The organism is Paenibacillus sp. FSL H7-0323 (assembly GCF_038002725.1).
In the GTDB taxonomy this organism is placed as follows: domain Bacteria; phylum Bacillota; class Bacilli; order Paenibacillales; family Paenibacillaceae; genus Paenibacillus_AQ; species Paenibacillus_AQ odorifer.
Genome location: NZ_JBBODB010000001.1, coordinates 4,146,736 through 4,171,193, shown reverse-complemented (window position 1 = coordinate 4,171,193; position 24,458 = coordinate 4,146,736). Strand labels below are relative to the sequence as shown.

At 39.8% G+C, this 24,458-nt stretch carries 22 protein-coding genes and 1 riboswitch; of the genes, 20 read left to right on the top strand and 2 right to left on the bottom strand.

The window, feature by feature from the left end:
• Positions 1-315: 315 nt before the first annotated feature.
• Positions 316-990, bottom strand: coding sequence for a DUF4097 family beta strand repeat-containing protein (locus tag MHH89_RS18835; RefSeq protein ID WP_076310315.1), 675 nt, complete (start codon positions 988-990; stop codon positions 316-318).
• 255 nt (positions 991-1,245) lie between these two features.
• Here MHH89_RS18835 and MHH89_RS18830 point away from each other — a divergent pair, with 255 nt between their 5' ends.
• The 11 genes from MHH89_RS18830 (at position 1,246) to MHH89_RS18780 (ending at position 9,123) form a co-directional block, all read left to right on the top strand.
• Entirely contained in the window at positions 1,246-2,040 is a 795-nt protein-coding gene (locus MHH89_RS18830; RefSeq protein WP_076310316.1) for a MerR family transcriptional regulator, read from the top strand.
• 462 nt (positions 2,041-2,502) lie between these two features.
• Complete coding sequence (locus MHH89_RS18825; protein ID WP_076310317.1) at positions 2,503-2,916, top strand: GNAT family N-acetyltransferase; 414 nt, start codon at positions 2,503-2,505, stop codon at positions 2,914-2,916.
• A 183-nt stretch (positions 2,917-3,099) separates the two neighbouring features.
• Positions 3,100-3,588, top strand: a complete 489-nt coding sequence (locus MHH89_RS18820) for a DUF2199 domain-containing protein (RefSeq protein WP_076208636.1) — start codon at positions 3,100-3,102, stop codon at positions 3,586-3,588.
• 531 nt (positions 3,589-4,119) lie between these two features.
• Positions 4,120-4,338: a helix-turn-helix transcriptional regulator gene (locus MHH89_RS18815; protein ID WP_036681352.1), complete on the top strand. Its 219-nt coding sequence runs from the start codon at positions 4,120-4,122 to the stop codon at positions 4,336-4,338.
• Positions 4,322-4,756, top strand: coding sequence for a hypothetical protein (locus MHH89_RS18810; RefSeq protein WP_076304931.1), 435 nt, complete (start codon positions 4,322-4,324; stop codon positions 4,754-4,756). Before MHH89_RS18815 ends, MHH89_RS18810 begins: the two co-directional genes overlap by 17 nt.
• 58 nt (positions 4,757-4,814) lie before the next feature.
• Positions 4,815-5,186 carry an iron chaperone gene (locus tag MHH89_RS18805; RefSeq protein ID WP_076138373.1) on the top strand — a complete coding sequence of 124 codons (372 nt, stop codon included), beginning with the start codon at positions 4,815-4,817 and terminating at the stop codon, positions 5,184-5,186.
• Positions 5,187-5,435: 249 nt separating this feature from the next.
• Positions 5,436-6,329, top strand: a complete 894-nt coding sequence (locus MHH89_RS18800) for a phosphotransferase (protein WP_341087846.1) — start codon at positions 5,436-5,438, stop codon at positions 6,327-6,329.
• Positions 6,330-6,383: 54 nt separating this feature from the next.
• A complete protein-coding gene (locus MHH89_RS18795; protein ID WP_076221194.1) occupies positions 6,384-6,836 on the top strand; it encodes a hypothetical protein in 453 nt (150 codons plus the stop codon).
• A gap of 326 nt (positions 6,837-7,162) precedes the next feature.
• Positions 7,163-8,026, top strand: a complete 864-nt coding sequence (locus MHH89_RS18790; RefSeq protein ID WP_341087843.1) for a hypothetical protein — start codon at positions 7,163-7,165, stop codon at positions 8,024-8,026.
• A gap of 41 nt (positions 8,027-8,067) precedes the next feature.
• On the top strand, positions 8,068-8,568 hold the full coding sequence (locus MHH89_RS18785) for a hypothetical protein (RefSeq protein WP_076309000.1): 501 nt from the start codon (positions 8,068-8,070) through the stop codon (positions 8,566-8,568).
• Between the two features lie 30 nt (positions 8,569-8,598).
• The gene (locus tag MHH89_RS18780) at positions 8,599-9,123 is read left to right on the top strand and encodes a hypothetical protein (RefSeq protein ID WP_076310319.1); all 525 of its coding nucleotides are present in this window, start codon (positions 8,599-8,601) and stop codon (positions 9,121-9,123) included.
• A 55-nt stretch (positions 9,124-9,178) separates the two neighbouring features.
• Here the strand turns inward: MHH89_RS18780 and MHH89_RS18775 are convergent, their stop codons facing one another.
• A complete protein-coding gene (locus MHH89_RS18775) occupies positions 9,179-10,012 on the bottom strand; it encodes a helix-turn-helix transcriptional regulator (protein ID WP_076208631.1) in 834 nt (277 codons plus the stop codon).
• Between the two features lie 170 nt (positions 10,013-10,182).
• Here MHH89_RS18775 and MHH89_RS18770 point away from each other — a divergent pair, with 170 nt between their 5' ends.
• From MHH89_RS18770 to deoD, 9 genes are all read left to right on the top strand, one after another.
• Positions 10,183-12,234 carry a beta-galactosidase gene (locus tag MHH89_RS18770; protein ID WP_076310320.1) on the top strand — a complete coding sequence of 684 codons (2,052 nt, stop codon included), beginning with the start codon at positions 10,183-10,185 and terminating at the stop codon, positions 12,232-12,234.
• A gap of 71 nt (positions 12,235-12,305) precedes the next feature.
• Positions 12,306-12,415: riboswitch (TPP riboswitch) on the top strand.
• A gap of 103 nt (positions 12,416-12,518) precedes the next feature.
• A complete protein-coding gene (gene thiC, locus MHH89_RS18765) occupies positions 12,519-14,261 on the top strand; it encodes a phosphomethylpyrimidine synthase ThiC (protein ID WP_076308996.1) in 1,743 nt (580 codons plus the stop codon).
• An 85-nt stretch (positions 14,262-14,346) separates the two neighbouring features.
• Positions 14,347-15,333, top strand: a complete 987-nt coding sequence (locus MHH89_RS18760; protein WP_076308995.1) for a phosphotransferase — start codon at positions 14,347-14,349, stop codon at positions 15,331-15,333.
• Between the two features lie 253 nt (positions 15,334-15,586).
• Positions 15,587-19,168 (top strand): alpha-amylase family glycosyl hydrolase, encoded by a 3,582-nt coding sequence (locus tag MHH89_RS18755; protein WP_341087841.1) that lies wholly within the window; start codon positions 15,587-15,589, stop codon positions 19,166-19,168.
• Between the two features lie 93 nt (positions 19,169-19,261).
• Entirely contained in the window at positions 19,262-20,143 is an 882-nt protein-coding gene (locus tag MHH89_RS18750) for an aminoglycoside phosphotransferase family protein (RefSeq protein ID WP_341087839.1), read from the top strand.
• Positions 20,144-20,392: 249 nt separating this feature from the next.
• Entirely contained in the window at positions 20,393-20,956 is a 564-nt protein-coding gene (ahpC, locus tag MHH89_RS18745; protein ID WP_036681373.1) for an alkyl hydroperoxide reductase subunit C, read from the top strand.
• A gap of 14 nt (positions 20,957-20,970) precedes the next feature.
• Positions 20,971-22,500, top strand: a complete 1,530-nt coding sequence (ahpF, locus tag MHH89_RS18740) for an alkyl hydroperoxide reductase subunit F (protein ID WP_076277814.1) — start codon at positions 20,971-20,973, stop codon at positions 22,498-22,500.
• Positions 22,501-22,757: 257 nt separating this feature from the next.
• Positions 22,758-23,579 (top strand): methyl-accepting chemotaxis protein, encoded by an 822-nt coding sequence (locus MHH89_RS18735; protein WP_076129804.1) that lies wholly within the window; start codon positions 22,758-22,760, stop codon positions 23,577-23,579.
• A 116-nt stretch (positions 23,580-23,695) separates the two neighbouring features.
• Positions 23,696-24,412, top strand: a complete 717-nt coding sequence (deoD, locus tag MHH89_RS18730) for a purine-nucleoside phosphorylase (protein WP_036681380.1) — start codon at positions 23,696-23,698, stop codon at positions 24,410-24,412.
• Positions 24,413-24,458: the final 46 nt, after the last annotated feature.

The window sequence follows — 24,458 nt, the reverse complement described above, 5'->3', positions numbered from 1 at the left end:
TTCCAAAGGATGGTTCAAAACAGTCAAACAAAATCATGAAGGTATAAGCCGCTGTAATGCGGCTTATACCTTATTTTGATGGAATTCACTATCAAGCTTATATATTTTGGCCTTCGGGTACATCATTAGATAATCGATTTACGGGTCGGATCAACAACTTTATCAAGGTGATTTTCCATTACAAGACGGATATTTTATCGGTTATAGGCCGGTGGAATAGTCGAAGAGGTAGGACCAGAAGTTTCAAAAGTGAAACAGGGGTTATCCCTTTCAATATTGTATCGGACTTCATACGAGCTAATATTTAACTACTGGCTACTCAGAAAATTGTAAGTTAATATCGCCGTTATTTGTATAAGCAGATAATTTTTTTGAGCCATTCTCTTTATTGGCAGGCAAATTGCTATCTCCTTTCTTTACCTTGCTTAAGATCGCGAAATCATCATATGACCCTAGAATAGAACCGCTAATATTTCCGTTTTTTGTTTCAAGGGTTATAGCCGTCCCTGCATTCAATTTGTCCAGTTGGATATTTCCGTTATTTATGTTTACTTCCACTGTCCCTAAAAACGCGATTGTTGGTAATACAATATTTTCATTTGATGTTTTTAAAGTCAAATTTTTTAAAGTTACATCAGGTATCGATACCTGAATAGTTCTGGTTACTTGCGAACCTTTTCCTCCGATATAGTCGTTCCATTCCTTATTACTGTCACTTACCATTGACAGTTCTTTATCGTCAGATAGATCAATCTTGTAAAAATCTTTCTCACTTTCATAGTAAACAATATGAATTTGTTCATCTTTAGATTGGAGGATAGTTATTTTTTTGTCCTTTACATCAATTGTTAAGGTATCAATCTTTTGGGCAGGGATGATGTAATTTTTTTCTTCCATGGAAGTGGAGTGGGAGGAGCATCCTGCCAATGCTATCAATAGTGTCACCAATATGCCTATAGTAGTTAGTAATTTTTTTGCAGTACTTTTCATTATAAAATGCTCCTTTGTTAAATCATTTTTCTTTTTAATATAGACAGTCCTACGAATACCAATCCTAAGCTGCTCTGCAAAAAAAATTGCGATATGCAATTAAACGTTAGAGTTGAACATAATGATCTTGAAAAGTCTACCCAGATATGTTGCAAGAGTTGGATCGGATCATTTTTGTATTTCGTTGCGTTTATCAGTCGCATATGTTTTAATCATCATAAACTTTTGTGTTACAAAAAGGTCAAGAGGGTAGATATGAACAACTATTTTACAATTAAGCAAGCAGCAGAAATCGTAGAGACGACCAGTGAGACCTTGCGGCACTATGATCGTATTGGATTAGTCAAGCCATGCCATAAAGATGAATTGTCGGGATATCGATACTATTCCGAGCAGGAGCTCGTAAAGCTGCAAACCATTGAACTGCTCAAAGCAATGGATCTTACTTTAATGGATATTAAAGATATATTGCAGCAGAATGATCTCTCTAAAGTAATTGAATTTCTAAAACAGGCAGAAAAAAGAGCAGACGATAAAATTGCTCGTCTGCAGTATGCAAAATCGAAAATTAAACGTGCCTATCTACATTATGAAAATAAGTTCCACAACGGTTATAGTCAAAGTGAAAATTACTTTGTCAGAAACATAGAGGCAAGGGTAATTATGCTTTCGAATAAAATGGAAAGCCCCACACTTAAGAATTTATGGGACTATCACAGACATTTCTATCAACAAATTGAGACTTCTCTGCATTCACAATTTCTGTTTGAAGATATGGCGGGAATGTTCACGACTGAAGGAATAACACGGTTATTTGCTGTTTGCTTGAAATATCCGTCTTTAGAGGGGTTAACTGTGCTACCAGAAGGGGACTATCTGTGTGCAAACTGTACCGAAGAGAATAAGAATGCTGTATTACAAAATTTACTTGAAAGGGCAAAGACGGAATACGATGTGTGTCCAGATTTTGTTCTTCATAACATTATTGTGACTGGAATATTGCAGTGGGATTATCAGATACAACTGTTCATTAAAAAACGCACATGTTAGATTAAATACAAAGGAAAGGGTTTAGGAAAAGAAAATTGTTTGATTAAAAGTCGCTAATTTAGCGGCTTTTTTTGATTAAGGAAGCACGTTTCTTGCCCCAGGCTGAGGACAAGAACGTTATACTTCGCCAATTAGCTAAATATTTACCTATAGTTCAATGTAATCTATTTAGCTAACTGGCAGATTAACGCTATAAGTCTTAGGAATAGTATGCTTAAGTGAAAAAAGTATTCTCATGAATTCTCTAATGTGAATAAATACAAATTCCACTGCAGTTAATCCATTTTCTATACATATTTTTATAGTATATTGAGGTAAATAAAGTGATTATTCACTTTGATAAATCCGAAATTGCTTTGTCGGTATTATTTTATGGCTTCGTAAGGATTGCAAAACCATCGAAATATGGGAGTTTAAAACAGATGTGTGCCGTAGTTAGTTTTATGAAAGGAAGGTGTAGGGGTGAGTATTTATTACGCTTCAAGCAAAGAGGATATCACTAAGGATGCACTCCAAGAGTTATTTCTTTCGGTAGAATGGGAGTCTGGCAAGTATCCAAACGAGCTTTTACAAGCAATCGGAGGGTCTCATTCAATTGTTACCGCTTGGGAAGGAGGAAAGCTTGTCGGTTTAATAAATGCTTTGTCAGATGGTGTTTTAACGGTATATTTTCATTATATGCTTATTAATCCGAGTTATCAGAGTATAGGTATAGGTAAGGAAATGATGAATATAATGCTTGATAGATATAAAGGGTGTAAAACAAAGGTATTAATTTCTTATCCGCATGCAGTGGATTTTTATAATAAGTTTGGCTTTAATACAGAGGATGGAGCTACACCAATGTTTATCTCAGAGTTGATAGGATTAAAATAACGGATCACGATAGTTTAATCGCAACAAGAAGGCAGCCGATCAGAGGATCAGCTGCCGTTTTTATTGAAGTAAAGGGGCAGGATAACTCAGTAATTTCGCGAATACTCAAAAGATGTAATTATCACAAAGTTCCCGAATAAGACGTTATAAGAAATCGGCGAGAAACTATAAGGAGCAGAAAACATGAAATGCCCTCACTGTAACAACGAATTAAGTGAACTTCCTTTATGTTACGGAAGTGAAGCACCATATTATTTTTACACTGTACCAGAAGAGAAAAGAACAGAATTAATTAGAGATTTTTGTGTAATTGATGAACAGCATTTCTTTATTAGAGGCCATATTGAAATACCAATAATCGATAGCAAAGAGAAATTTATATGGAGTGTGTGGGTTTCTCTTAGTGAAGAAAACTTTCTGAAGTCTAATGAATTATTGCACGTAGAAGGAAGGGAGACGGAAGAACCTTATTTTGGTTGGTTATCGACTGAACTTTCAATATATCCAATAACTACATTATCGTTAAAGACAATGGTGCATACACAAGAGGTTGGTGCTGTTCCGTTAATAGAATTAGAACAAACGAATCATCCACTTGCAGTTGAACAAAGAGAAGGAATTACAATGGAGAGAGTTAAAGAAATTGCTCATTTAATAAACCATAGTCAGTAAGAGAAAAATTTGAATCTATAGTCGAAGAAGCTGCCGACAGCTTTCTAAATCATATCTACGCCAGCAGACACCCCTGCAAGGCTAAACTCGGTGCGTAATGTCGTTTAAGCTAACAGGAGACTTTTGTTCAATGAAACAGAGACAGTCTAATATTTTATTTTCTGCTGACAATGACACGTTAGTCCCGATGATGTGAATAATCATCGGGACTTTTTATTCAAAGGGCAAATTTTCGGAGGTATATTCTTGAGGCAGGCTAAGCTAACTGAACTTTTCTTTCATAAGTTGTCGCCCGTGAAACACTCAACGTCACCCCGTACTCCTATAAGGGAGTTAACGGGTGGCGTTTTTTCATGCCCGATTCTACAGATGTAGTATCAACAAGGCTTGCCCTAAATCATTACACCTATAAAGATCACGGGTTAAATTGCAATCAACTTCAGCTGATGGAAAGTTAGCTTTACATGTATAATCCAATGTGTTATTCTTACGGAAAGTTAACTTTCCATAATTGCTTCAGGAGGTAAGATATTGAAAAACAGGCTTGAAGAGATTAGAAAAGAAAAAGGTATTAAACAAGAAGAACTAGCGGATAAATTGGAAGTATCCAGGCAAACGATTGGTTCACTTGAAAATGGCCGGTATAATCCATCCATTATTCTAGCATTTAAGATTGCGCGGTTTTTTGAAATGAGTATTGAAGATATTTTCATTTACGAGGAGGAGCTGGGTAATGAAAACGGCAAGTAAATGGGTGCTCTTAACAATTGCAGGTGCTATTATGGTTTATATGGGTGGATTTATTTTAATCGACGAGAAGCTAAAAGGAATTTCCGGTTTGCTCATTGGTGTGGGTTCAGTCCTTGCAGTGCTTGGAGTAGGAAATATGGTGTATTCGTTATGGCTTAATAAGCCCCAGAACAAAATAAAGAATGATGAGAAAGTTAGAATGAGTAAAATTGAGGCTAATGATGAACGGAAAATAAGAATAAGAGAAAAAGCAGGTTGGAAAACTAATATTGTTAACTTTTACATCCTAATGGCTCTAACTGTTGTATTTAGTTTAATGGGAGTAGATCAAACTGTAGTCACTGTGTTATGTGGTGTTTTTGTTTTTCAAATCTCCTTAGGAATCTTCCTGTTTAATTATTATGCTAAGAGAATGTAATTGGAATGACGTAACATCAATTAGACCATTCGAAAATATTTTATTAGGAGAGAATGACATGGAAGTATTTGCAGAATATTTAGCGCAGATTGATAACCCGCAACATCGGGAAAGAATGGAAGAGGTTTTAGCTTGGGTAGCTGGAAAATTTACTGATTTAAAGCCAAAAGTTGCGTGGAATCAGCCTATGTTTACCGATCACGATACTTTTATTATTGGTTTTAGTGTATCCAAACATCATTTGGCGGTTGCCCCTGAAATTGCAGGAATTAATCGTTTTTCTGATGAAATTGTGCAGGCAGGTTATGATCACACCAAGCAGTTGTTACGCATCCGGTGGGAAAGTCCCGTTGATTTCTCATTACTTGAAAAAATGATCGAGTTTAATATTTTGGATAAGGCAGACTGTTCAACTTTTTGGCGGAAATAAAATGTATTATTTAGCGTTCAATTCATTTTAAGCAAATTTATATGTGGAAGCACCGGAAGACAAGTCACTTTTTATATGTGATTTGTCTTTTTATTTGAATTCTCAGCACGAAATATTCAATATTTTGGAAGGTGGATGGAATGTTGGAAGCGAATTTATACACGTTAGTTCAACCTGATGAATGATGAAAAATGGAAGTGAGACAAATGGCTGCTGTAGGCGAGAGCTAATTCAGATTGGAGGATGAAAATGCCACTAAACGATGATCAACTATTAGAGCTATTAAGAGGTCAGGGTATTCCTGAGATTCTTGAGATTAAAAGAACAAAACAAGAAATACGCAATCGAGCAGCGCTCAATAAAATAGAAGTGTATACGAAAGACAATAAGGTTTTGTCGTTATTAGAGAAAATTACGAAGTCAGATCATACCCCATTTGAAAATACTATTTACAATCATTACTCTACCAAGGATGTATCTATTCCGAGAGTCTTTTTTAATAAATATGATACAGTTGGACAAGAAGGTATATTGTTGATGAAAGATCTGACCCCGACACATAACAATTTAGCAGACTGGGAAGTGCCTATTGATTCTGATAAATTAGCAAACATTATTGATGTGATCGCACAGTTTCATTCTGCTTCTTGGGAGACAAGCGAGTTAGCTCATCCCGAGCATTTGAAAAGTATAGGGCATTATTTAAAGCATATTTCGTATTTGGAGAGAGATTATCTGGCTTTTAGAAAGCACCAGACTTATAACCTTGGGGAAGAACAGTTTAGTATTTACGAGAAGAGTTTACTTAGCTTGCGTGAAAATGCCCAGAAACATATTAGTCGTATCTCCAGATATCAAAATACAACATGCATCCATGGTGATCTAAATGTTGGCAATTTATTATATCCGATGTTCAGCAGTTCAAGGCCGTGCATCATTGATCTTGAAGCAGTGAAGGTTGGGCTTTGTACGGAGGATCTCGTTATGCTAATTATCCACGATTTGTTTCATGGAAGTGCCGAGACTACACGTATTTTTGATCTGTATTTTCATTCAATTAACAATAAAATCAGGAGCACACGTACACACAATTTGTGGAGGACGTTAGATTATCGATTATGGAAGGAATCTTTTTTCCAATAAAGTTATTTGTCCATGAAGGAATTAAGGATGAGGAGCTTATATGGAAATCGATAAATGCTTATAAGAATCTCGTCGAAATATAGCCTGAACTTAAAAGATAGTTGGAATTCTGTTGTTAGAATAGAGGTGAATATAATAAAACATATAAAGATATCTTTAGTTATTCTATTCGTTCTATGTATAACTTTAGTCACCGGGTGCAATAGCCATTGGGTTCAGAAGTACGGAAAAGGTGATTATTGGGAAACAATTATTGAGCATAATGAATCAACAGGTGAGATAAATTACGAAATCAATTATATAGGGACTGAACCTACCATAAAGATTTTTATATTTGAGTATTCAAGTGAGTATTTTAATACTAAGGGAGGTTTCGGTAAGAGTGAGACAGAGGGTGGTTTGAAAATGAAAATGACTGAATTTTCAAATGAATTGGATTTAAATAAACAGACAATAAAGTTAATGCTAACATGGAACAATAAAGCAGAAGAGATAATACTCGAATAGATTTTCGAAGAAGAATACATATCAGCTGACATAGAATTCAAGCTATGAGCTCATTAGAGTCTGTGGAAGACCTGAGATTATGCTGAAAGGAAGTAGCCCTCGTTGTTTTTTCTTCAGATGTCTGGATACCCCGGATCAGGGAAGTCTTCATTAGCCAGATTGAAAGAGTGCCTTCTGAAGAGACATTGCTAAAAACTATTGAAAATGCTAAAAAGCCATCTAATGTCAGAATACATATTGTTAATACAAAGGAACCGATTGAATCCTATATTAAAAGTGTCATTGAATACTTAAATACTTAGCCTAAATTTTGAGGAGGGGAACAGATGGATTTTGAGAAAGCAGCCCATTTCATTTGGACACATGGCAGATTATTAGAAAGAAGGGTTTTTGAATATATTTTCCACGGTGGATCAATGAGCAATGTTATGACTTCACTAACAGCCTACCAAAACGAAGATGGTGGGTTTGGAAATGCAATAGAGCCGGATTTACGGGTACCCGGTAGTCAGCCACTTTTCATGGAATTTGCACTACGTTTTTTATATGACTGTAACATAAAAGACGAAGAACTTTCTCAAAAAGCATGTGATTATATTTCAAAGCATGCTGATTTTAAAAAAGGGATTCCAACAATATTTCCTTCATCAGCAAACTATCCAAGAGCAGAACATTGGAGTAACCCTCTTTCTACAGAGCCATCATTTAGCAGACTTACTAGTCTTGTCGGGCTTCTTAAGTGGCAAGGGATAGAACATTCCTGGCTTGATAAGGCGACAGAAATTTGTTTGGAAGATATTCACGCACAAGCATATGACGATGCGCATACAATTTTGACTGCATTTTATTTATTGGAAAGCCTACCTCAATCGGATTATATCAAAGGATTATTTCAAAAATTATCTAAGGAGCTTATTACTGCCAACTTCTTTTGTATGGATGCCGCATCCCACAGTTATGGACTCTCTCCTCTAGAATTTTCGCCATCACCCACTTCTTACTGTAGCAGCATATTTTCTGATGAAACCATTCTTGATCATTTAAAAGTATTAGAATACCAACAGGATGATGATGGAGGATGGCAGATAAAATGGGAGCCTCCCGGTGAAACAGCAAGGTTGGAATGGAGAGCCTATAAGACGCTAAAGAGTTTGATGATACTAAATTCATACAATAAGATTAATCTATGAGACTATTAAGGAGATAATAAACACTCCAAGGAGAGGAACCTATGAACAAATTAAGGGCAATCATAGTTCCGTTATTCTTAATCTTTTTATTTGGATGTAGTAAGGAGCAAATTAGCGATAATTCAAAAAAAGAATATAGCAAAGCTGAACAATTTATTACCGATATGGGCTATCTGATCATTAGTAATGAAGGAATTGTTTCTGAATATTTATTAGATAAAAAACTGCTGACGGAAATGCCATACATACAATATTGGAGTGTTCAAAGTGTTGATCCAATCGATTATATAGGCAAGGAAATAACTACAAGTAAGTTCATCGTTAAAAACCACCCCTTAGATAATGAGAAGGATAATACAAAAAAACAAACCCTGATTTTTCTGCAAGAAGCAGACGATGAAGTGATAGGAGGCTATAGTTTTCCTGATTTCGCTGAATTACATATGGGCTGGGTTTATACCATTGATGGGAATACACTCGAAGAATTGACCGGAGAAGCTTTCCCGAAATGGTCTAAGGAGTGGAATTTAAGATATAAATAATGGCTGGGGAGTATTTATAAAGGAGCAGATATGAAAAAACTAATCCTAGTACTTGTAGCTGTGGTTATTATTTCGAATGCGATATGGAGTTATTTATATTTCAATAAAGAGGTCGAAACAAATTTAAACACTGGTGTTCAAGTATATACACTTAAGGGTACAGGGGATACATGGGATGTTTTAGATTACAAAATAATAATTTCATCTAATAAAATTTTACGGGGACATGGGAAGTTAGTATTCAAGGGAGACCCAAGCGCTTTAGTGAATAGTAGCTATTATAAGTATGAAGTCAATGAAAAAAACAATAATAATAAGGATGAAACAGTTCTTGTAAATGAAGCTAGGTCAACGGATGGACCCGTTTCAATATTAAGTAACACTGATATCGCGTCTATAACAGGTCCGTATTCGTATGACGAATTAAATAAAAATAGACAAAATTATGAAAACACCACTTTATCTATTACATGGAATGATAATGAAGGGGAGCTTCATTCCGAAACAATAAGTTTAGATATTGAGAGTGAAATTTCTCTTAAGGATGATCTTTAAGGGTGATAAATCCAAGAGACTAAGATTGAATCTCTACGGACTGAAGGAAGATCCTCTACGCCCCAAAAGCCTGCCGGTACTTCACAGGAGACATGCCTTCAAACCTTCTGAACACTTTAATGAAATAGCTGGACTGGGCAAAACCGGACTGAGTCGCAACCTGAGCAATGGAGAGTCCTGTGGAAACCAGTAAAAGCTTGGCTTTAGCCAGCCGACAATCGGTTAAATAACGGTTTGGAGTTTTACCCATAACCACCCGGAACAGCCTTAGAAAATGATAGCTGCTGTAACCGGTCAATCTTGCCATCGATTCAAGAGACCAAGGGCTGGCACATTCGACATGAATGATATCTGCAGCACTGCGGATGGACTGCCTAACCTCGTGCGGTACTGAGCCGTGAAGCGGCTCGGAGTTCTGCAGCAAGTTTACTAGAAGCTCATACAGCAGAGCAGATAGTCTTGGCTCGCTACGGGTCACGTAGGAAGCACTCAGTAGGTACATTTCCTCGAATAGCTCGTCCAGCTTAGCATCCAAATCAAAAGTGAACAGGTATGCACGAGACTGGTCCACTTCTTCTAATAAGGGAAGGACAATTTCAGTGTTAAAATGAACCCAGCGGACATCCCAAGGCTCGCCTGGGTCAGAGCCGTATTGCTGATAAGCCCCTTTGGGGTACAGAAAACCTCGTCCTCTACTCATCGGAATACGTTCGCCCTCATGGAATACATAACCCTCCCCACCAAAGATCAAATGCAGGTTATAACTCCCCAGAAACCCTTCGCTTCTTCTCTCTGTATGTTGTGGAAAGTGAGTGTAATGTCCCAAAAATTCAGGATAACAGACATATTTTGAAAAAGCCGGTGTCGGCAAATACCATTGTTTCTTCATGTTTGGCAGCACCCATTTCTGTAGCGCAACAGAGCGCAAGTTGGATTAAGGCAATGAACGCAAGATTGTTATATGATAGCAATATTTTGTTATATAAGACCTCTTATCATTGATACTACAATAGAATTATATAATATTGAAAGCATATTTTTAATACTTTGGAGGTAATGATGAAGAAACCTGTCGCAACTGAAAAATTCGAGCTTGGCGTCTGTTATTATCCGGAGCACTGGCCAGAAAACATGTGGGAGGACGATTATCGCCGGATGCGTGAACTCGGCTTTACGATCATTCGGATGGGGGAGTTTGCTTGGTCTATTTTTGAACCGGCAGAAGGGCAGTTTCAGTTCGGGCTCTTTGATCGGGCGATTGATCTAGCACATAAATATGGTCTTCAGGTTGTACTTGGTACTCCGACGGCGACGCCTCCAGCTTGGTTGACTGATAAGTATCCCGAAGTTTTAAATGTAACCTACGAAGGTGTTACACTTCAGCATGGCATGCGCCGTCATTATAATTACAGCAGTCCTAAATACCGGGAACTGTGTGCGCGTATTGCAGAACAAATGGCTGAACATTACGGCAATCATCCGGGTGTAGTTGGCTGGCAAATTGATAATGAGCTCAACTGTGAGATCAGTGAATTTTATTCGGAGAGTGACCATAAGGCTTTCCGGGAATGGCTACAGCAGAAATATGTTACACTTGAGCATTTGAACGAGGCTTGGGGAGCTGTTTTTTGGAATCAAAGCTATAGTGACTGGTCTCAGGTCTATCTTCCACGTCCGACTCCAGTACCGAAGCAACCCAATCCTCATCAGGCATTGGATGAAAAACGGTTTATTTCGGACAATACAAATTCTTTTGCCAAAAACCAAGCGGATATCATCCGTAAACTTGCCCCTAAGCAGTGGGTAACCACGAACGGTCTGTTCGGGCATCTCGATAGCCATGAAATGACGGATGAACTGTTGGATTTCTTCAGCTATGATTCCTATCCTCAGTTCTCTACTATTTTTTATGACCCGAATGAGCGGAATCCGCTGAATGATAGAGGCTGGGGACTGTCGTTATCTGTTGTTCGTTCGATATCCCCGAATTTCTGCATTATGGAGCAGCAGTCGGGCCCGGGTGGCTGGGTGAACCGGATGGATATGCCTTCTCCAAAGCCCGGGCAGATGCGGTTATGGACCTATCAGTCGATCGCTCATGGAGCAGATATGGTGTTATATTTCCGCTGGCGGACAGCTACGATGGGCAATGAAATTTATTGGCATGGAATCAATGACTATCATAATCAGCCTAACCGGAGAGTGCGGGAAGCGGGGCAGATCGGTCAGGAGCTGGCAGCAGCAGGTCATGCGTTTGTCGGTACTCGTAATCAGGCTAACATTGCTATTGTTCGTGATTATGACAATGAGTGGGATGGAGAATACGATGTTTGGCATGGCCCGTTTATGTGGAAGAGCAATAAGGAGTGGTACAAGGCGCTTCAGCGGAAGCATATCCCGAATGACGTACTCTATTTACGCAAAAAAACAACGCTGGAGGAGCTTGCAAGGTACGACGTGCTTATCTATCCTCACCCAGCGATTATGACAGATGAGACAGCAGCACTGCTGGATGAATATGTTCAGCAAGGCGGCAAACTGATCTTCGGCTGTAGAACCGGCTATAAGGATGAGCGCGGACAATGTTATATGCGTCCTTTCCCAGGTGCTGCTAAGGATCTATGCGGGATCACAGTTGAAGAATTCACAATGGTTAAGGGCAGTCGTCAGCCAACAACAATTAGCTGGTCGGGCGTGACCGAAGTCGTTACAGGAGCAGATGACTTTAATGATATTCTCAAAATAGAGGAAGCTTCGGTTGAAGTGATGGCGGTCTACGCCTCTGATTATTATGCGGGAAAACCGGCGGTAACTAGAAATCGTCGCGGCAAGGGTGAGGTTTGGTATTACGGAGCCGTATTTAATGAACAGGCAGCGGCTGAGATCATAAATTTAATTGATCTACAATCACCAGCAGATTGGCTGGAGCTCCCAGAAGAGGTAGAACTGCAAGTCCGTACCGGAGCTTCTTCCAGTTATGCTTTTTTGCTTAATTATAGTGAGACTCCTGTCACGATCCATCTTCATGAGACCAAAACAGATTTACTGAGCGGCACAACATTGTCGGGCGAGGTGCTTCTGGAAGGATTTGGGGTATTGGTGTTAAACTAACGTATACATTGATCTCACATTTGAGTAGATTTGGATAATTTTCTCTTTTCGGTTATACTTTGAAGTAGCAATTATATAGTCACGGGAGCTTGGTGGGACCAGGCTGAGAGGATAGTTATAACTATCGACCGTCAAACCTGATCTGGATAATGCCAGCGGAGGAAATGGAGTTCTATTTCTATTTGTCTACTCTAAGGCCGCATCTTATACAGATGTGGCCTTTTCTATTTGTGGGGGAGTAGACCGTCTCCGCTTGATCAAATCACCTTATAGGAGGAATTGAGATGACAAGCGAATTGAACAACGATCCAATCAATCTATCAGCTTTTCCAGCAAGTCAAAAAGTGTATGTAAAGGGTTCACGGCCTGATATTCAGGTGCCTATGCGGGAGATCTCACTTAGTCCAACTGCGGGCATAGACGGCGAAGAGGAGAATGCCCCAATTCATGTCTATGACACAAGCGGGGCTTACACGGATGCTAATATTCATACTGATATTCGTCAGGGGTTAGAGCCCAATCGTCTAAGCTGGATTGAGGAACGAGGGGATGCGGAAGCGTACGAAGGAAGAACCATGAAGCCTGAAGATAACGGGAATGCAACGGGAAAAGCTGTGGCGGAAGTGTTTCCAGCGCTCCATAGAAAACCTTTGCGAGCGAAAAAGGGGCGTAATGTCTCTCAAATGCATTATGCACGCAAAGGGATTATTACTTCGGAAATGGAATACGTTGCGATTCGTGAGAATGTGGCACCGGAATTTGTAAGAGATGAAGTAGCCCGCGGCCGCGCCATCATTCCAGCGAATATCAATCATCCAGAGAGTGAACCAATGATTATTGGACGCAATTTTTTAGTGAAGATCAATGCCAATATAGGAAATTCCGCAGTATCCTCATCCATAGAGGAAGAGGTAGAGAAGATGAGATGGGCCACCCGCTGGGGTGCAGATAATATAATGGATCTCTCAACAGGTAAAAACATTCATACGACACGCGAGTGGATCATCCGTAATTCTCCTGTTCCTATTGGAACGGTGCCTATCTATCAAGCGTTGGAAAAAGTGAATGGGAAAGCGGAAGATTTAACGTGGGAAGTATACCGTGATACGCTCATTGAGCAAGCGGAGCAAGGGGTTGATTATTTTACCATTCATGCGGGGGTTCTGCTTCGTTATATCCCGTTGACTGCACAACGTATGACAGGCATTGTTTCAAGAGGTGGCTCCATCATGGCGGCATGGTGTCTTGCGCATCATCAAGAGAACTTTTTATATACACATTTTGAAGAGATATGTGAAATCATGAAGCTGTACGATGTTTCTTTTTCCCTAGGCGATGGATTACGTCCGGGTTCGATTGCTGATGCGAATGATGAAGCACAATTTGCCGAGTTAGAGACGTTAGGTGAATTAACAGCTATAGCTTGGAGTCATGATGTACAGGTGATGGTAGAGGGTCCAGGACATGTGCCGATGCACTTGATTAAAGAGAATATGGATAAGCAACTTGAAACTTGTAACGAAGCCCCTTTTTATACATTAGGTCCACTGACTACAGATATTGCGCCTGGTTATGATCATATTACCTCTGCTATAGGTGCAGCGATGATTGGTTGGTTCGGTACAGCTATGTTATGTTACGTAACTCCGAAGGAACATCTTGGCCTGCCTAATAAGGAAGATGTACGTATAGGGGTCATTACTTATAAAATAGCGGCTCATGCCGCAGATTTGGCGAAAGGGCATAAAGGAGCACAAGACCGGGATAATGCTCTTTCGAAAGCCCGTTTTGAATTTCGTTGGCGTGATCAATTTCATTTATCGTTAGATCCTGAGCGAGCGCTCGAATATCATGATGAGACATTGCCTGCGGAAGGCGCTAAAACAGCTCATTTCTGTTCCATGTGCGGGCCGAAATTTTGCAGTATGAAGATCTCTCATAATATCCGGAATACGACGAGAATTGAATCAGGAATGCAAGAGAAGGCGCAAGAGTTTCTCCAAGGCGGGAGCCTCATTTATAGATAACTTTTTCTGCTAAAAAGAAATATCTAAAAGAAGTCGTCATTGGCGGCTTCTTCTTTTATACTTTGAATAGATAGGAGTTGATGAATTGGAAGCGATTCGTTCAGAGGAAGCCATTTTAGAGGATTTAAGTAATAGTTTCTATCATTTTTTTGGATTGAAAGTCCTTCATGCTACCCCAATAAAACGTGGCTGGTTAAATCTTAAATGGAAAATCATAACGGATTCAGGACCATTTCTACTTAAACAATACAACAAAAAAAGATATAAATTGTATAACCCAGAAGAGCTGAGCTTCGCCTTTTCTCAACAGAAAAGATTGTATCTACAGGGACTCCCATGTCCCGAATTGTTGGCTTATAACCATAAAGTTTTACTGGAATCAGATATGGGAGAGACGTTTATGGTTATGGAATATTGTGAAGGGCGTGTCATAGAGCCGGGCAAAATTAACATCCTTCAAATGTTTGATTTGGGTCGTGCCACAGGTAAAATGCATCGTTTATTAAATGATGGGACCCTTAGTTTGAAAAGAACCCCACAATTTATTCCCCAAAGCCCTGAGGAACGTTTAGAACATTGGAATGTACTCCTACAACAATCAAAGGAAATGGGCAAAACTTCACTCATCACTGACCTAGAGATACAACTGAGAGCGACTGAAGAAATAGATCCGGAAATATTCGAAGGACTTGTAGCTGGATGGGCACATCGTGATTTATGGGTTGATAATCTTTTATTTCAAGATAGCCAATTGTCTGCAATTCTAGATTTTGATCGGTTCAAATATGATTATCCGCAGCTTGATGTAGCGCGAGCAGTGATGTCATGTGCTTTAGATGAAGATTTAGATGGAGCACTAGCTTCAGCATTTATTGACGGATATCGTGAGGAACGAACGGTGGAGCAGGGGTATTTAACAAAATCATTGCAGTTGTTGTGGTATATGGAAAGCCCGTGGTGGATTAATGCCGCGATGGACAAACATAGTGTACCTCCAAAACGTTTTGCAAAAGAAATGAATTGGCTGGCTAAGAACCTGAACAATTTACCTGCTATCTTAGGGAACTTATAGTGAAAACGATTGAATTATAGCCTAAAAGATGCATTGACCAGCAAAAGTTTGGCGCCTATAATCTTAACAAGGAAAATTCATCAGATATTGAACCGTTTGTAAACGCATACAATGAGTTTTTTCCTTATTAATCATTGAAGGAGGAGATTAAAACTATTAAGTATTTCTTTTTTTCTCATTTTTGCAAACGTTTGCACATCACGATGGGCTTAAAATCGTAAGCTGCACTTAAAATTATGAGGAGGTTATTTACTTGGTATCCAAACAATCCAGGCGTTATATTTCGTGGTTAATTATTTTTTCACTCATTTTTAGTTTATTTGGTTTATCGGGTGGAGCATCGGCCAGCAATACGGATCATACAGTCACCTATACCAATCCTACAGCGGCAGCTGTGACCTTACATTGGACTACGAATAACTGGGCTAATACTACGGACACGGTGATGACCAAAAATGGAACCACGTTCATCGCCAACCTCAATGTTCAGGAAGGTGCCACCCTAATTTATTGTTATCACATCACGGCTCCAACGGATAGTTGGGACAATAACGGCGGGAAGAACTGGACGGTTGTTATTCCGGTCGCCGGAAAATACGAAGCAGAGAGTGCATCCCTATCTGGTGGTGCAAAAGTAAATACGAATCACACTGGATATTCGGGCACTGGTTTTGTTGATGGATATACAACTACAGGAGCAGCCACCACTTTTAACGTCCAGGCTTCCGCAGCAGGGTCCTATAATGCCACGCTTCACTATGCTAATGCATCCGGCAGTGCTAAAAAAGTGTCCATTTATGTCAATGGAATAAAGGTTACACAGACAACATTAGCCAACCTGACCAACTGGGATACATGGGCAGACCAAACAGAAACACTCTCTTTACAGGCAGGAAATAACACGCTTGCTTATAAATATGACTCGGATGATAGCGGGAATATTAATATCGACTATGTGACCCTTTCGGCCGGAGCTACACCAACACCAACGATAACTCCTACCCCAACAGTGACACCAACACCTACGGTAACTCCTACCCCAACAGTGACGCCAACACCTACGGTAACTCCTACACCTACGGTAACTCCTACACCTACGGTAACTCCTACACCTACGGTAACTCCTACACCAACAGTGACGCCAACACCTACCATAACACCCACACCAACGCCAACAGTGACGCCAACACCTACACCTACTTCAGCGGGGCTAACCGTTCACTTTAAGAAACCAGCAAGCTGGAATGCAGCGATCCGCATCCATTACTGGAATCTGAATCCGGCAACCGTTCCGACTAGTGGAGCATGGCCGGGAATACTGATGAAATCGGACGGGAACGATTGGTATAGCTATACTGTTCCAAATGCTACAGGGGCAAGCCTGATCTTTAATGACGGCAATGGCAAACAGACGGCTGACTTATCTCGCAGCGTAAAAGAGGGCTGGTATAACTCAGATAACGTATGGTATGACGCCAATCCAGACGTTCCTAAGGTTCCGGTGATATCCGTCTCGCCTGTACCCAAAACCTATGATTCTGCCCAAACGGTGACCCTATCCAGTACAAATAGCGGCGATAAAATTTATTATACGACCGACGGATCAACACCTACGACAACCTCAACGTTGTATACGACTCCAATCCAAGTACCTTCTTCTTTGACTATCAAAGCATTCGGCGTTAACTCTATAGGGCAAGCGGGTAATGTAGGCTCTTTTGCTTATGTGATTGATCTGAATGCCGATTTGCAAGCTCCGATTATCACTGCGAATCTGCCTGTTGGGAATTCGAGCTCAGCGGTTTCCGTATCTTTTAATATAAAAGACAACAAGGCGGCAACGACCACAGCATATTACACAGATAATGGTACGGAACCAACAACGAGTTCAAAAGTCTATATTTCAGGCAATGCACTGACATCTCTTACCGGACCGTCTATCTTGATTAACAAGACGACAACCTTAAAATTCCTTGTGATCGATGGTGCCGGAAATGAAACTAAACAGAGTTTTGTTTATAACATTGGTAATAAGGGCGATTTTCGTGAAGATACGATTTATTTTGTAATCACTTCCCGGTTCTATGACGGTGATCCGAGTAACAACGAGCATGCATGGGAGGATGCCAAGGCAGGAAATCCGGACTCGGATCCAGCTTGGCGAGGGGATTTCAAAGGACTGATTCAAAAGCTCGATTACATTAAAGCCTTAGGATTCAGTGCCATCTGGATTACACCTGTGGTGCAGAATGCCAGCGGTTATGATTATCATGGGTACCATGCAATAAATTTTGCAAAAGTAGATCCAAGATATGAATCCGCAGGGGCATCTTATCAGGATTTGATCAATGCAGCACACGCTAGAGGGATAAAGGTTATTCAAGATATTGTCGTCAATCATACCGGTAATTTTGGAGAAGAAAATCTGTTCCCGATGTTCAAAAAAGATCCAACGGCGGCGGACACCGTGAGTAACATGCTCAAAATTACGGATAAGCTGCCAGCTAACTATGATTCCATGACCCCGGATCAGCAATATCAGGCAAGACTTGCCTTAATGAAGACTGCGGAGACTAACAATAATATTTACCATACGGAAAAAAGTCTTTCTTGGGAGTCTTACACCGTCCAGACAGGACAGATTGCGGGAGACTGTGTGGACTTAAACACAGAGAATCCTCTAGTGAATCAGTATCTAATCGACAGCTATAATCAATATATTGATATGGGTGTGGATGCTTTCCGGGTCGATACTGTAAAGCATGTAAGCCGGTATATTTTTAACAAATATTTTGTGCCGGCATGGAAAACAAGAGGGGGCTCAGACTTCTTTGTCTTTGGGGAAGTGGCTACTCGGTACAGAGATGTGTGGAACAGTGGAATTCCGGCGATATCAACACCATTTTATACTTGGAAAAGCTCAAAACCCTATCCAGGTGACGGTCAAAATGACTACGCTTCCAATAAGCTATCGGTGGAACAAGAGTGGGCAGATAACTCTACTACAGCAGGACAACCTACCTCGAACAATGCTTTTTTAACAGGAAATACTTATCATACGCCTGATTATTCGAAGAAATCGGGTATGGATGTTATTGATTTTCCAATGCACTGGGCCTTCAAGACTGCTCAGGAAGCATTTAGTATGAGAAGCGGTGATCAATTCTATAATGATGCTACCTGGAATGTAACTTATATTGACTCTCATGACTATGCACCTGACCAAGCACCAGAAAATCAAAGATTTGCTGGCACACAGGACACTTGGGCTGAGAATCTCGCGCTGATGTTCACCTTCCGAGGAATACCTGCGATCTATTATGGTTCTGAAATTGAGTTCAAAAAAGGATCAGTCATCGATGTAGGTCCAAATGCCCCGTTAAGTACAACAGGCCGTGCTTACTTTGGCGATCATATTGAGGGTAGTGTTACTGTTCAAGATTACGGTAAATATACCAATGCTACTGGCACACTTGCAGACTCGTTAAATTATCCTCTGGCGAAACATATCAGACAACTTAATTTAATTAGAAGAGCTGTTCCTGCTTTGCAAAAAGGCCAATATTCTACAGAAAATGTATCAGGTGATTTGGCATTTAAAAGAAGATACACTGATAGTAGCAAAGGAATCGATAGCTTTGCTTTGGTTACAATCTCAGGAAATGCAACATTCACTGGAATTCCTAACGGAACTTATGTGGATGCAGTGACTGGTGATACCAAAACCGTTACCAACGGTGTGATCACAATCAACTGCTCCGGTAAAGGAAATGCACGGGTGTATGTATTGAACGGTAGTGGTGGAATCGGAGAGTCAGGAACCTATTTGAAGTAGGACCTTGTATCCATTTCATAGTTAAAAAGAAGCAACATCAGCTCGGATTCCGCAACTGATGTTGCTTCAATTTCATATATGTGGAGAGATATTATGCATACTATAGACGTCGATTTAGTAGCAAGATTAATAAATGAACAATTTCCTGAATGGTCCGATTTAGAGATCAGACCTGTGAAATTCAGTGGGCATGATAATCGGACTTTTCATTTAGGTGAACAGATGAGTGTGCGATTACCAAGTGCAGTCGCTTATGTTCCTCAAGTGGAGAAAGAACAACAATGGTTACCTTTTTTAAAGAAAGGACTGACGTTACCTATTTCAACACCATTAGCGAAAGGGACACCTACCAAAGAATATCCCTGGCCTTGGTCTATTAATAATTGGCTAAAGGGAGAGACTTTATCCCATGAGAACATTAATGATCTCAATCAATTTGCGAGAGACTTGGGAAGCTTTTTAATTGAATTACAGTCTATTGATGCTAGTGGGGGACCTTTAGCCGGAGAGCATAATTTTTATAGATGTGGGTCCTTAGCTGTATATGATGAGGAATCTAGAAATGCGATTGAGCATAATAAAGATATTTTTAATGAAGGTCTATTGAAAAAGATCTGGGAACTGGCATTAGACTCTGAATGGGAGTCAGAACCAGTTTGGGTTCATGGTGATGTCGCACCTGGAAATATATTAGTCAAAGACGGACAGCTTTGTGCAGTCATTGATTTTGGCATATTAGGGGTGGGTGATCCTGCTTGTGATGCTGCAATGGCGTGGACTTTTTTTGATCAGGCTAGTAGAAGGATCTTTAAAAAGGTATTAAACATGGATGCACAAACGTGGAATAGAGCAAGAGGGTGGGCTTTATGGAAAGCACTGATCACCTATAATGGAAATCGATATTATTCTAACCCAACAGTAGCGGAAGAATCCTTGAATATTATCAATCTAATAGTAGAAGACATCGAATTGTAGAAATTGAACTACATAAAACATGTAAACTAAACCATAATAGTCAATAAGCACGAATGAGCATCAGTCAGATGATAAAGTGTTGTATTTAAATCCGAAAGAAAGGAATTTGTATGAACATTTAGCGACTGACAACGATTATCATATTAGAATTATTATAAATAACTTGACAGGCCTTAATTTGGTTAATTATAATAATTATAAATAGTATCCACTCTATTCATAAATTAAACCCAAAGGAGATTAAACAATATGTCATTAATCGGAACAGAAGTACTACCATTCAAAGCAAGCGCATTTCAAGATGGGAAATTTATCGATGTTACAGAAGAAAACTTCAAAGGTAAATGGAGTGTAGTTTGCTTTTACCCAGCTGACTTCACATTCGTATGCCCAACTGAACTAGAAGATTTGCAGAACCAATATGAAACCCTCAAACAACTAGGTGTTGAAGTATATTCCGTTTCTACTGACACACACTTTACACATAAAGCATGGCATGAAAGCTCCGCAGCAATTGGCAAGGTGAAATACATTATGATCGGCGATCCTTCCCATGTGGTTTCCCGCAACTTTGATGTATTGATCGAAGCTGACGGTCTTGCTGATCGTGGTACATTCATCATTGATCCAGACGGTGTTATTCAAACTGTTGAGATTAATGCTGGTGGTATCGGCCGTGATGCTAGCGCTCTTGTTAACAAAATTAAAGCAGCGCAATATGTACGCAATCATCCAGGTGAAGTTTGCCCAGCGAAATGGTCGGAAGGTGCAGAAACTCTTAAACCAAGTCTCGATCTTGTAGGTAAGATTTAAGGAGCGAAAGCTAAATGAAACTAGATCAAGAAATAAAAGCTCAACTAGCGCAATACCTAGAACTCTTGGAAGGCGATGTAGTACTGAAACTCAGTGCAGGCGCTGACGAGGCATCACAAGAGATGACCGAACTAGTTGATGAAATTGCCAAAATGTCACCTAGGATTACGGTGGAAAGAACCGAACTGTCTAGAACCCCAAGCTTTAGTGTAAATCGTGTGGGTGAAGATACAGGCGTAACCTTTGCCGGAACTCCGCTTGGACACGAATTTACTTCATTAGTATTGGCTCTGTTGCAGGTTAGCGGAAGAGCTCCTAAGGTTGAGCAAAGTGTAATTGATCAGATCAAAGGCATTAGTGGTGAATATAAGTTTGAAACTTATGTTAGCCTGAGCTGTCATAATTGCCCTGATGTTGTACAAGCACTGAATCTTATGAGTATCTTTAATCCGGGCATTACCCATACGATGATTGACGGTGGAGTATTCAAAGAAGAGGTAGAAAGCAAAGAAATTATGTCTGTTCCAAGCGTCTACCTTAATGGTGAATTTTTCGAAAGTGGTCGTATGACGGTTGAAGAAATTTTAGCTAAAATGGGCAGCAGTGTGGACGCATCTGAGTTTGACAATAAAGCTCCATATGATGTGCTTGTTGTCGGCAGCGGCCCAGCTGGTGCAAGTGCAGCCATTTATGCGGCACGTAAAGGTATTCGTACAGGTATTGTTGCTGAACGCTTTGGCGGACAGGTTAACGACACGCTTGGTATCGAGAACTTTATTAGTGTGAAGTACACTGAAGGTCCTCAACTCGTAGCTAAACTTGAAGAGCAAGTAAAAGAGTATGGCATTGATGTGATGAAATTGCAGCGTGTCAGACGTCTAGACAAAAATGACTTAATTGAAGTTGAACTTGAGAACGGTGCTGTTCTAAAGAGTAAGACGGTCATTCTGTCTACAGGTGCTCGTTGGCGGAATATGGGCGTGCCTGGTGAAGCTGAATTCAAGAACAAAGGTGTAGCCTACTGCCCACACTGTGATGGTCCTTTGTTTGCAGGCAAAGATGTTGCAGTTGTTGGCGGCGGTAACTCAGGTATTGAGGCAGCTATTGACCTTGCAGGTATAGTGAAGCATGTAACGGTTCTGGAATTTGCTCCAGAGCTCAAAGCTGATGCTGTACTGCAAGATCGTCTCTATAGCCTTCCTAACGTTACTGTTCTTAAAAACGTGCAAACTAAAGAGATTACCGGAACTGATAAGGTAAATGGTATTTCTTATGTTGATCGTGCGACAGAAGAAACTCACCATGTTGAATTGCAGGGTGTATTTGTACAGATTGGTCTGGTTCCAAATACAGAATGGCTAGGTGACACAGTTGAACGTACTCGCGTAGGTGAGATTGTTGTAGATAGCCATGGTGCTACTAGCTTACCAGGAGTATTTGCTGCTGGTGACTGCACTAATAGTGCTTATAAACAAATCATTATCTCGATGGGATCCGGTGCAACTGCAGCGCTAGGAGCATTTGATTATCTGATCCGTAACTAATCGATATTGTTAGTAACAGCAAGAGAACGAAAGCCCTCACTTTTCACAAAGTGGGGGCTTTTTTTATCTTTTGTGAGAGAGAAATGGGTGTTTGTAAACTTTTTTGGAGGATTTTATGAAGATTTTCGCGAATACATATCTAAAATATGAATTAAGCAAAATTAAGGGTTTAGATTAAATGCATGTATGTAAGGCATGATCTGGTTAGACTTGGTGCGCTATAAATAACGTTTTGCTGGAATGGAGACTATATTTCTGTGATTAACAACATTGAATCGTTAGACAAATTTATCTCACTTATACCAATTATAAAATTATCTATCCCCGCTGATTTATCAATAGCGATATGTGATTTGGAACGGTTCGTTGCTTATTTTCCTGGCGACACCATAAATTTAAACATTAACGAAGGACAACCTTTACACAAAGAAGAACCACTTTACTTAGCGATACAAGAGAATCGTACCTTGAAGTCCGATGTTCCAGCCCACTTTTATGGATTTGAGTTTACAGGTACAGCAACACCTCTTCACGATCAAACGGGACAAGTCATTGGCGGGATTGCAGTTCAGATTCGAAGACAAAGTGAATTAAAAGCCATTGTAGAACAAATCTCGGAATCATTATCCCAAGCCAATGAGCAAATTAATAATATTTCCTATGGCGTAAGTTCACTTTCCGATCACTCTCAGGAACTACTCATTCAATCTCAGCAGGCTGGAAAAGATGTGGAGAATACAACAGAAGTCCTATCCATTATAAACAGGGTTGCTGATCAAACGAATTTACTTGGGCTGAATGCTGCAATAGAAGCAGCGCATGCAGGTGAGAAAGGTAGAAGTTTTGAAGTCGTAGCCAAGGAAATCCGGAAATTTTCAAGGGAAACCGTCGCCTCGACGCAAAACATAAATAAAACCATGTTACAGATTAAGGGAATTACGAATCAAATGGCTAATTCGATAGAGAAGATAGCAGCTATCGGCCAAGAACAGGCGGCATCTGTTCAGCATACTTCTACATTTATTGAGGAAATAAAGATAATGTCCCAAAAACTTAACGAGTTTGCTAATAAATTATAAAAAGAGATTCAGTAGCAGTATTTTTGTCGCAATAAAAGAAAATTTTAAACGTATATTTAAAATCATGAATGGTATAGTAAGATAGTAATGAGTAATCAACATAGGAGGAATAAATTATGTCAACGCCGCACAATGCAGCACAAAATGGTGAAATCGCCAAAACAGTATTAATGCCAGGAGATCCTTTGAGAGCGAAGTATATTGCAGAAACCTATTTGGAGAACCCAACCCAATTTAATACGGTACGTAATATGTTTGGATATACAGGAACTTATAAAGGCAAAGAGGTTTCGGTAATGGGTTCGGGAATGGGAATGCCAAGTATCGGTATTTATTCTTATGAACTATACAAAAACTATGGTGTGGAAAACATCATTCGTATCGGTAGTGCTGGAGCATATACTGATAAATTGAATTTATTTGACGTGGTGTTGGCGGATAGCGCGTGGAGTGAATCTACATATGCCTATGTGCAAAGCGGTGTAGAAGGAGATATCCAGCTGCCAAGTAAAGAATTGAACGAAGTCATTGAAGCAGCGGCTACACGTATTAACAAGCCAGTTCTGACGGCGAGAATTCATTCCAGCGATGTATTCTATCATGAAGACAATGTGCCTGGAGTTAATGAATTTTACAATGAACATGGCTGTGTTTGTGTAGAAATGGAGAGTTATGCGTTGTTCCATAATGCGAAAGTGTTAGGTAAACAAGCTGCATGTATTCTTACCATTTCCGATTCGTTAGTTACTCATGCTGTAACCACGGCAGAAGAAAGACAAAATTCTTTCAACGGCATGATGGAAGTAGCTTTAGAAGCAGCGATTTCTATTTAATAAAAAAGATTAAGCAGCTTAAAAAGTTCTACGAGAAAAAGCTTGA

Coding starts and splice junctions, on each gene's coding strand:
- ahpC (WP_036681373.1), top strand. CDS start 20,393: ATGTCATTAATCGGAACAGAAGTACTACCATTCAAAGCAAGCGCATTT.
- ahpF (WP_076277814.1), top strand. CDS start 20,971: ATGAAACTAGATCAAGAAATAAAAGCTCAACTAGCGCAATACCTAGAA.
- MHH89_RS18820 (WP_076208636.1), top strand. CDS start 3,100: ATGAAATGCCCTCACTGTAACAACGAATTAAGTGAACTTCCTTTATGT.
- MHH89_RS18810 (WP_076304931.1), top strand. CDS start 4,322: ATGAAAACGGCAAGTAAATGGGTGCTCTTAACAATTGCAGGTGCTATT.
- MHH89_RS18750 (WP_341087839.1), top strand. CDS start 19,262: ATGCATACTATAGACGTCGATTTAGTAGCAAGATTAATAAATGAACAA.
- MHH89_RS18835 (WP_076310315.1), bottom strand. CDS start 990: ATGAAAAGTACTGCAAAAAAATTACTAACTACTATAGGCATATTGGTG.
- MHH89_RS18800 (WP_341087846.1), top strand. CDS start 5,436: ATGCCACTAAACGATGATCAACTATTAGAGCTATTAAGAGGTCAGGGT.
- MHH89_RS18795 (WP_076221194.1), top strand. CDS start 6,384: ATGCTTATAAGAATCTCGTCGAAATATAGCCTGAACTTAAAAGATAGT.
- MHH89_RS18770 (WP_076310320.1), top strand. CDS start 10,183: ATGAAGAAACCTGTCGCAACTGAAAAATTCGAGCTTGGCGTCTGTTAT.
- thiC (WP_076308996.1), top strand. CDS start 12,519: ATGACAAGCGAATTGAACAACGATCCAATCAATCTATCAGCTTTTCCA.
- MHH89_RS18830 (WP_076310316.1), top strand. CDS start 1,246: ATGAACAACTATTTTACAATTAAGCAAGCAGCAGAAATCGTAGAGACG.
- MHH89_RS18775 (WP_076208631.1), bottom strand. CDS start 10,012: ATGAAGAAACAATGGTATTTGCCGACACCGGCTTTTTCAAAATATGTC.
- MHH89_RS18790 (WP_341087843.1), top strand. CDS start 7,163: ATGGATTTTGAGAAAGCAGCCCATTTCATTTGGACACATGGCAGATTA.
- MHH89_RS18780 (WP_076310319.1), top strand. CDS start 8,599: ATGAAAAAACTAATCCTAGTACTTGTAGCTGTGGTTATTATTTCGAAT.
- MHH89_RS18785 (WP_076309000.1), top strand. CDS start 8,068: ATGAACAAATTAAGGGCAATCATAGTTCCGTTATTCTTAATCTTTTTA.
- MHH89_RS18805 (WP_076138373.1), top strand. CDS start 4,815: ATGGAAGTATTTGCAGAATATTTAGCGCAGATTGATAACCCGCAACAT.
- deoD (WP_036681380.1), top strand. CDS start 23,696: ATGTCAACGCCGCACAATGCAGCACAAAATGGTGAAATCGCCAAAACA.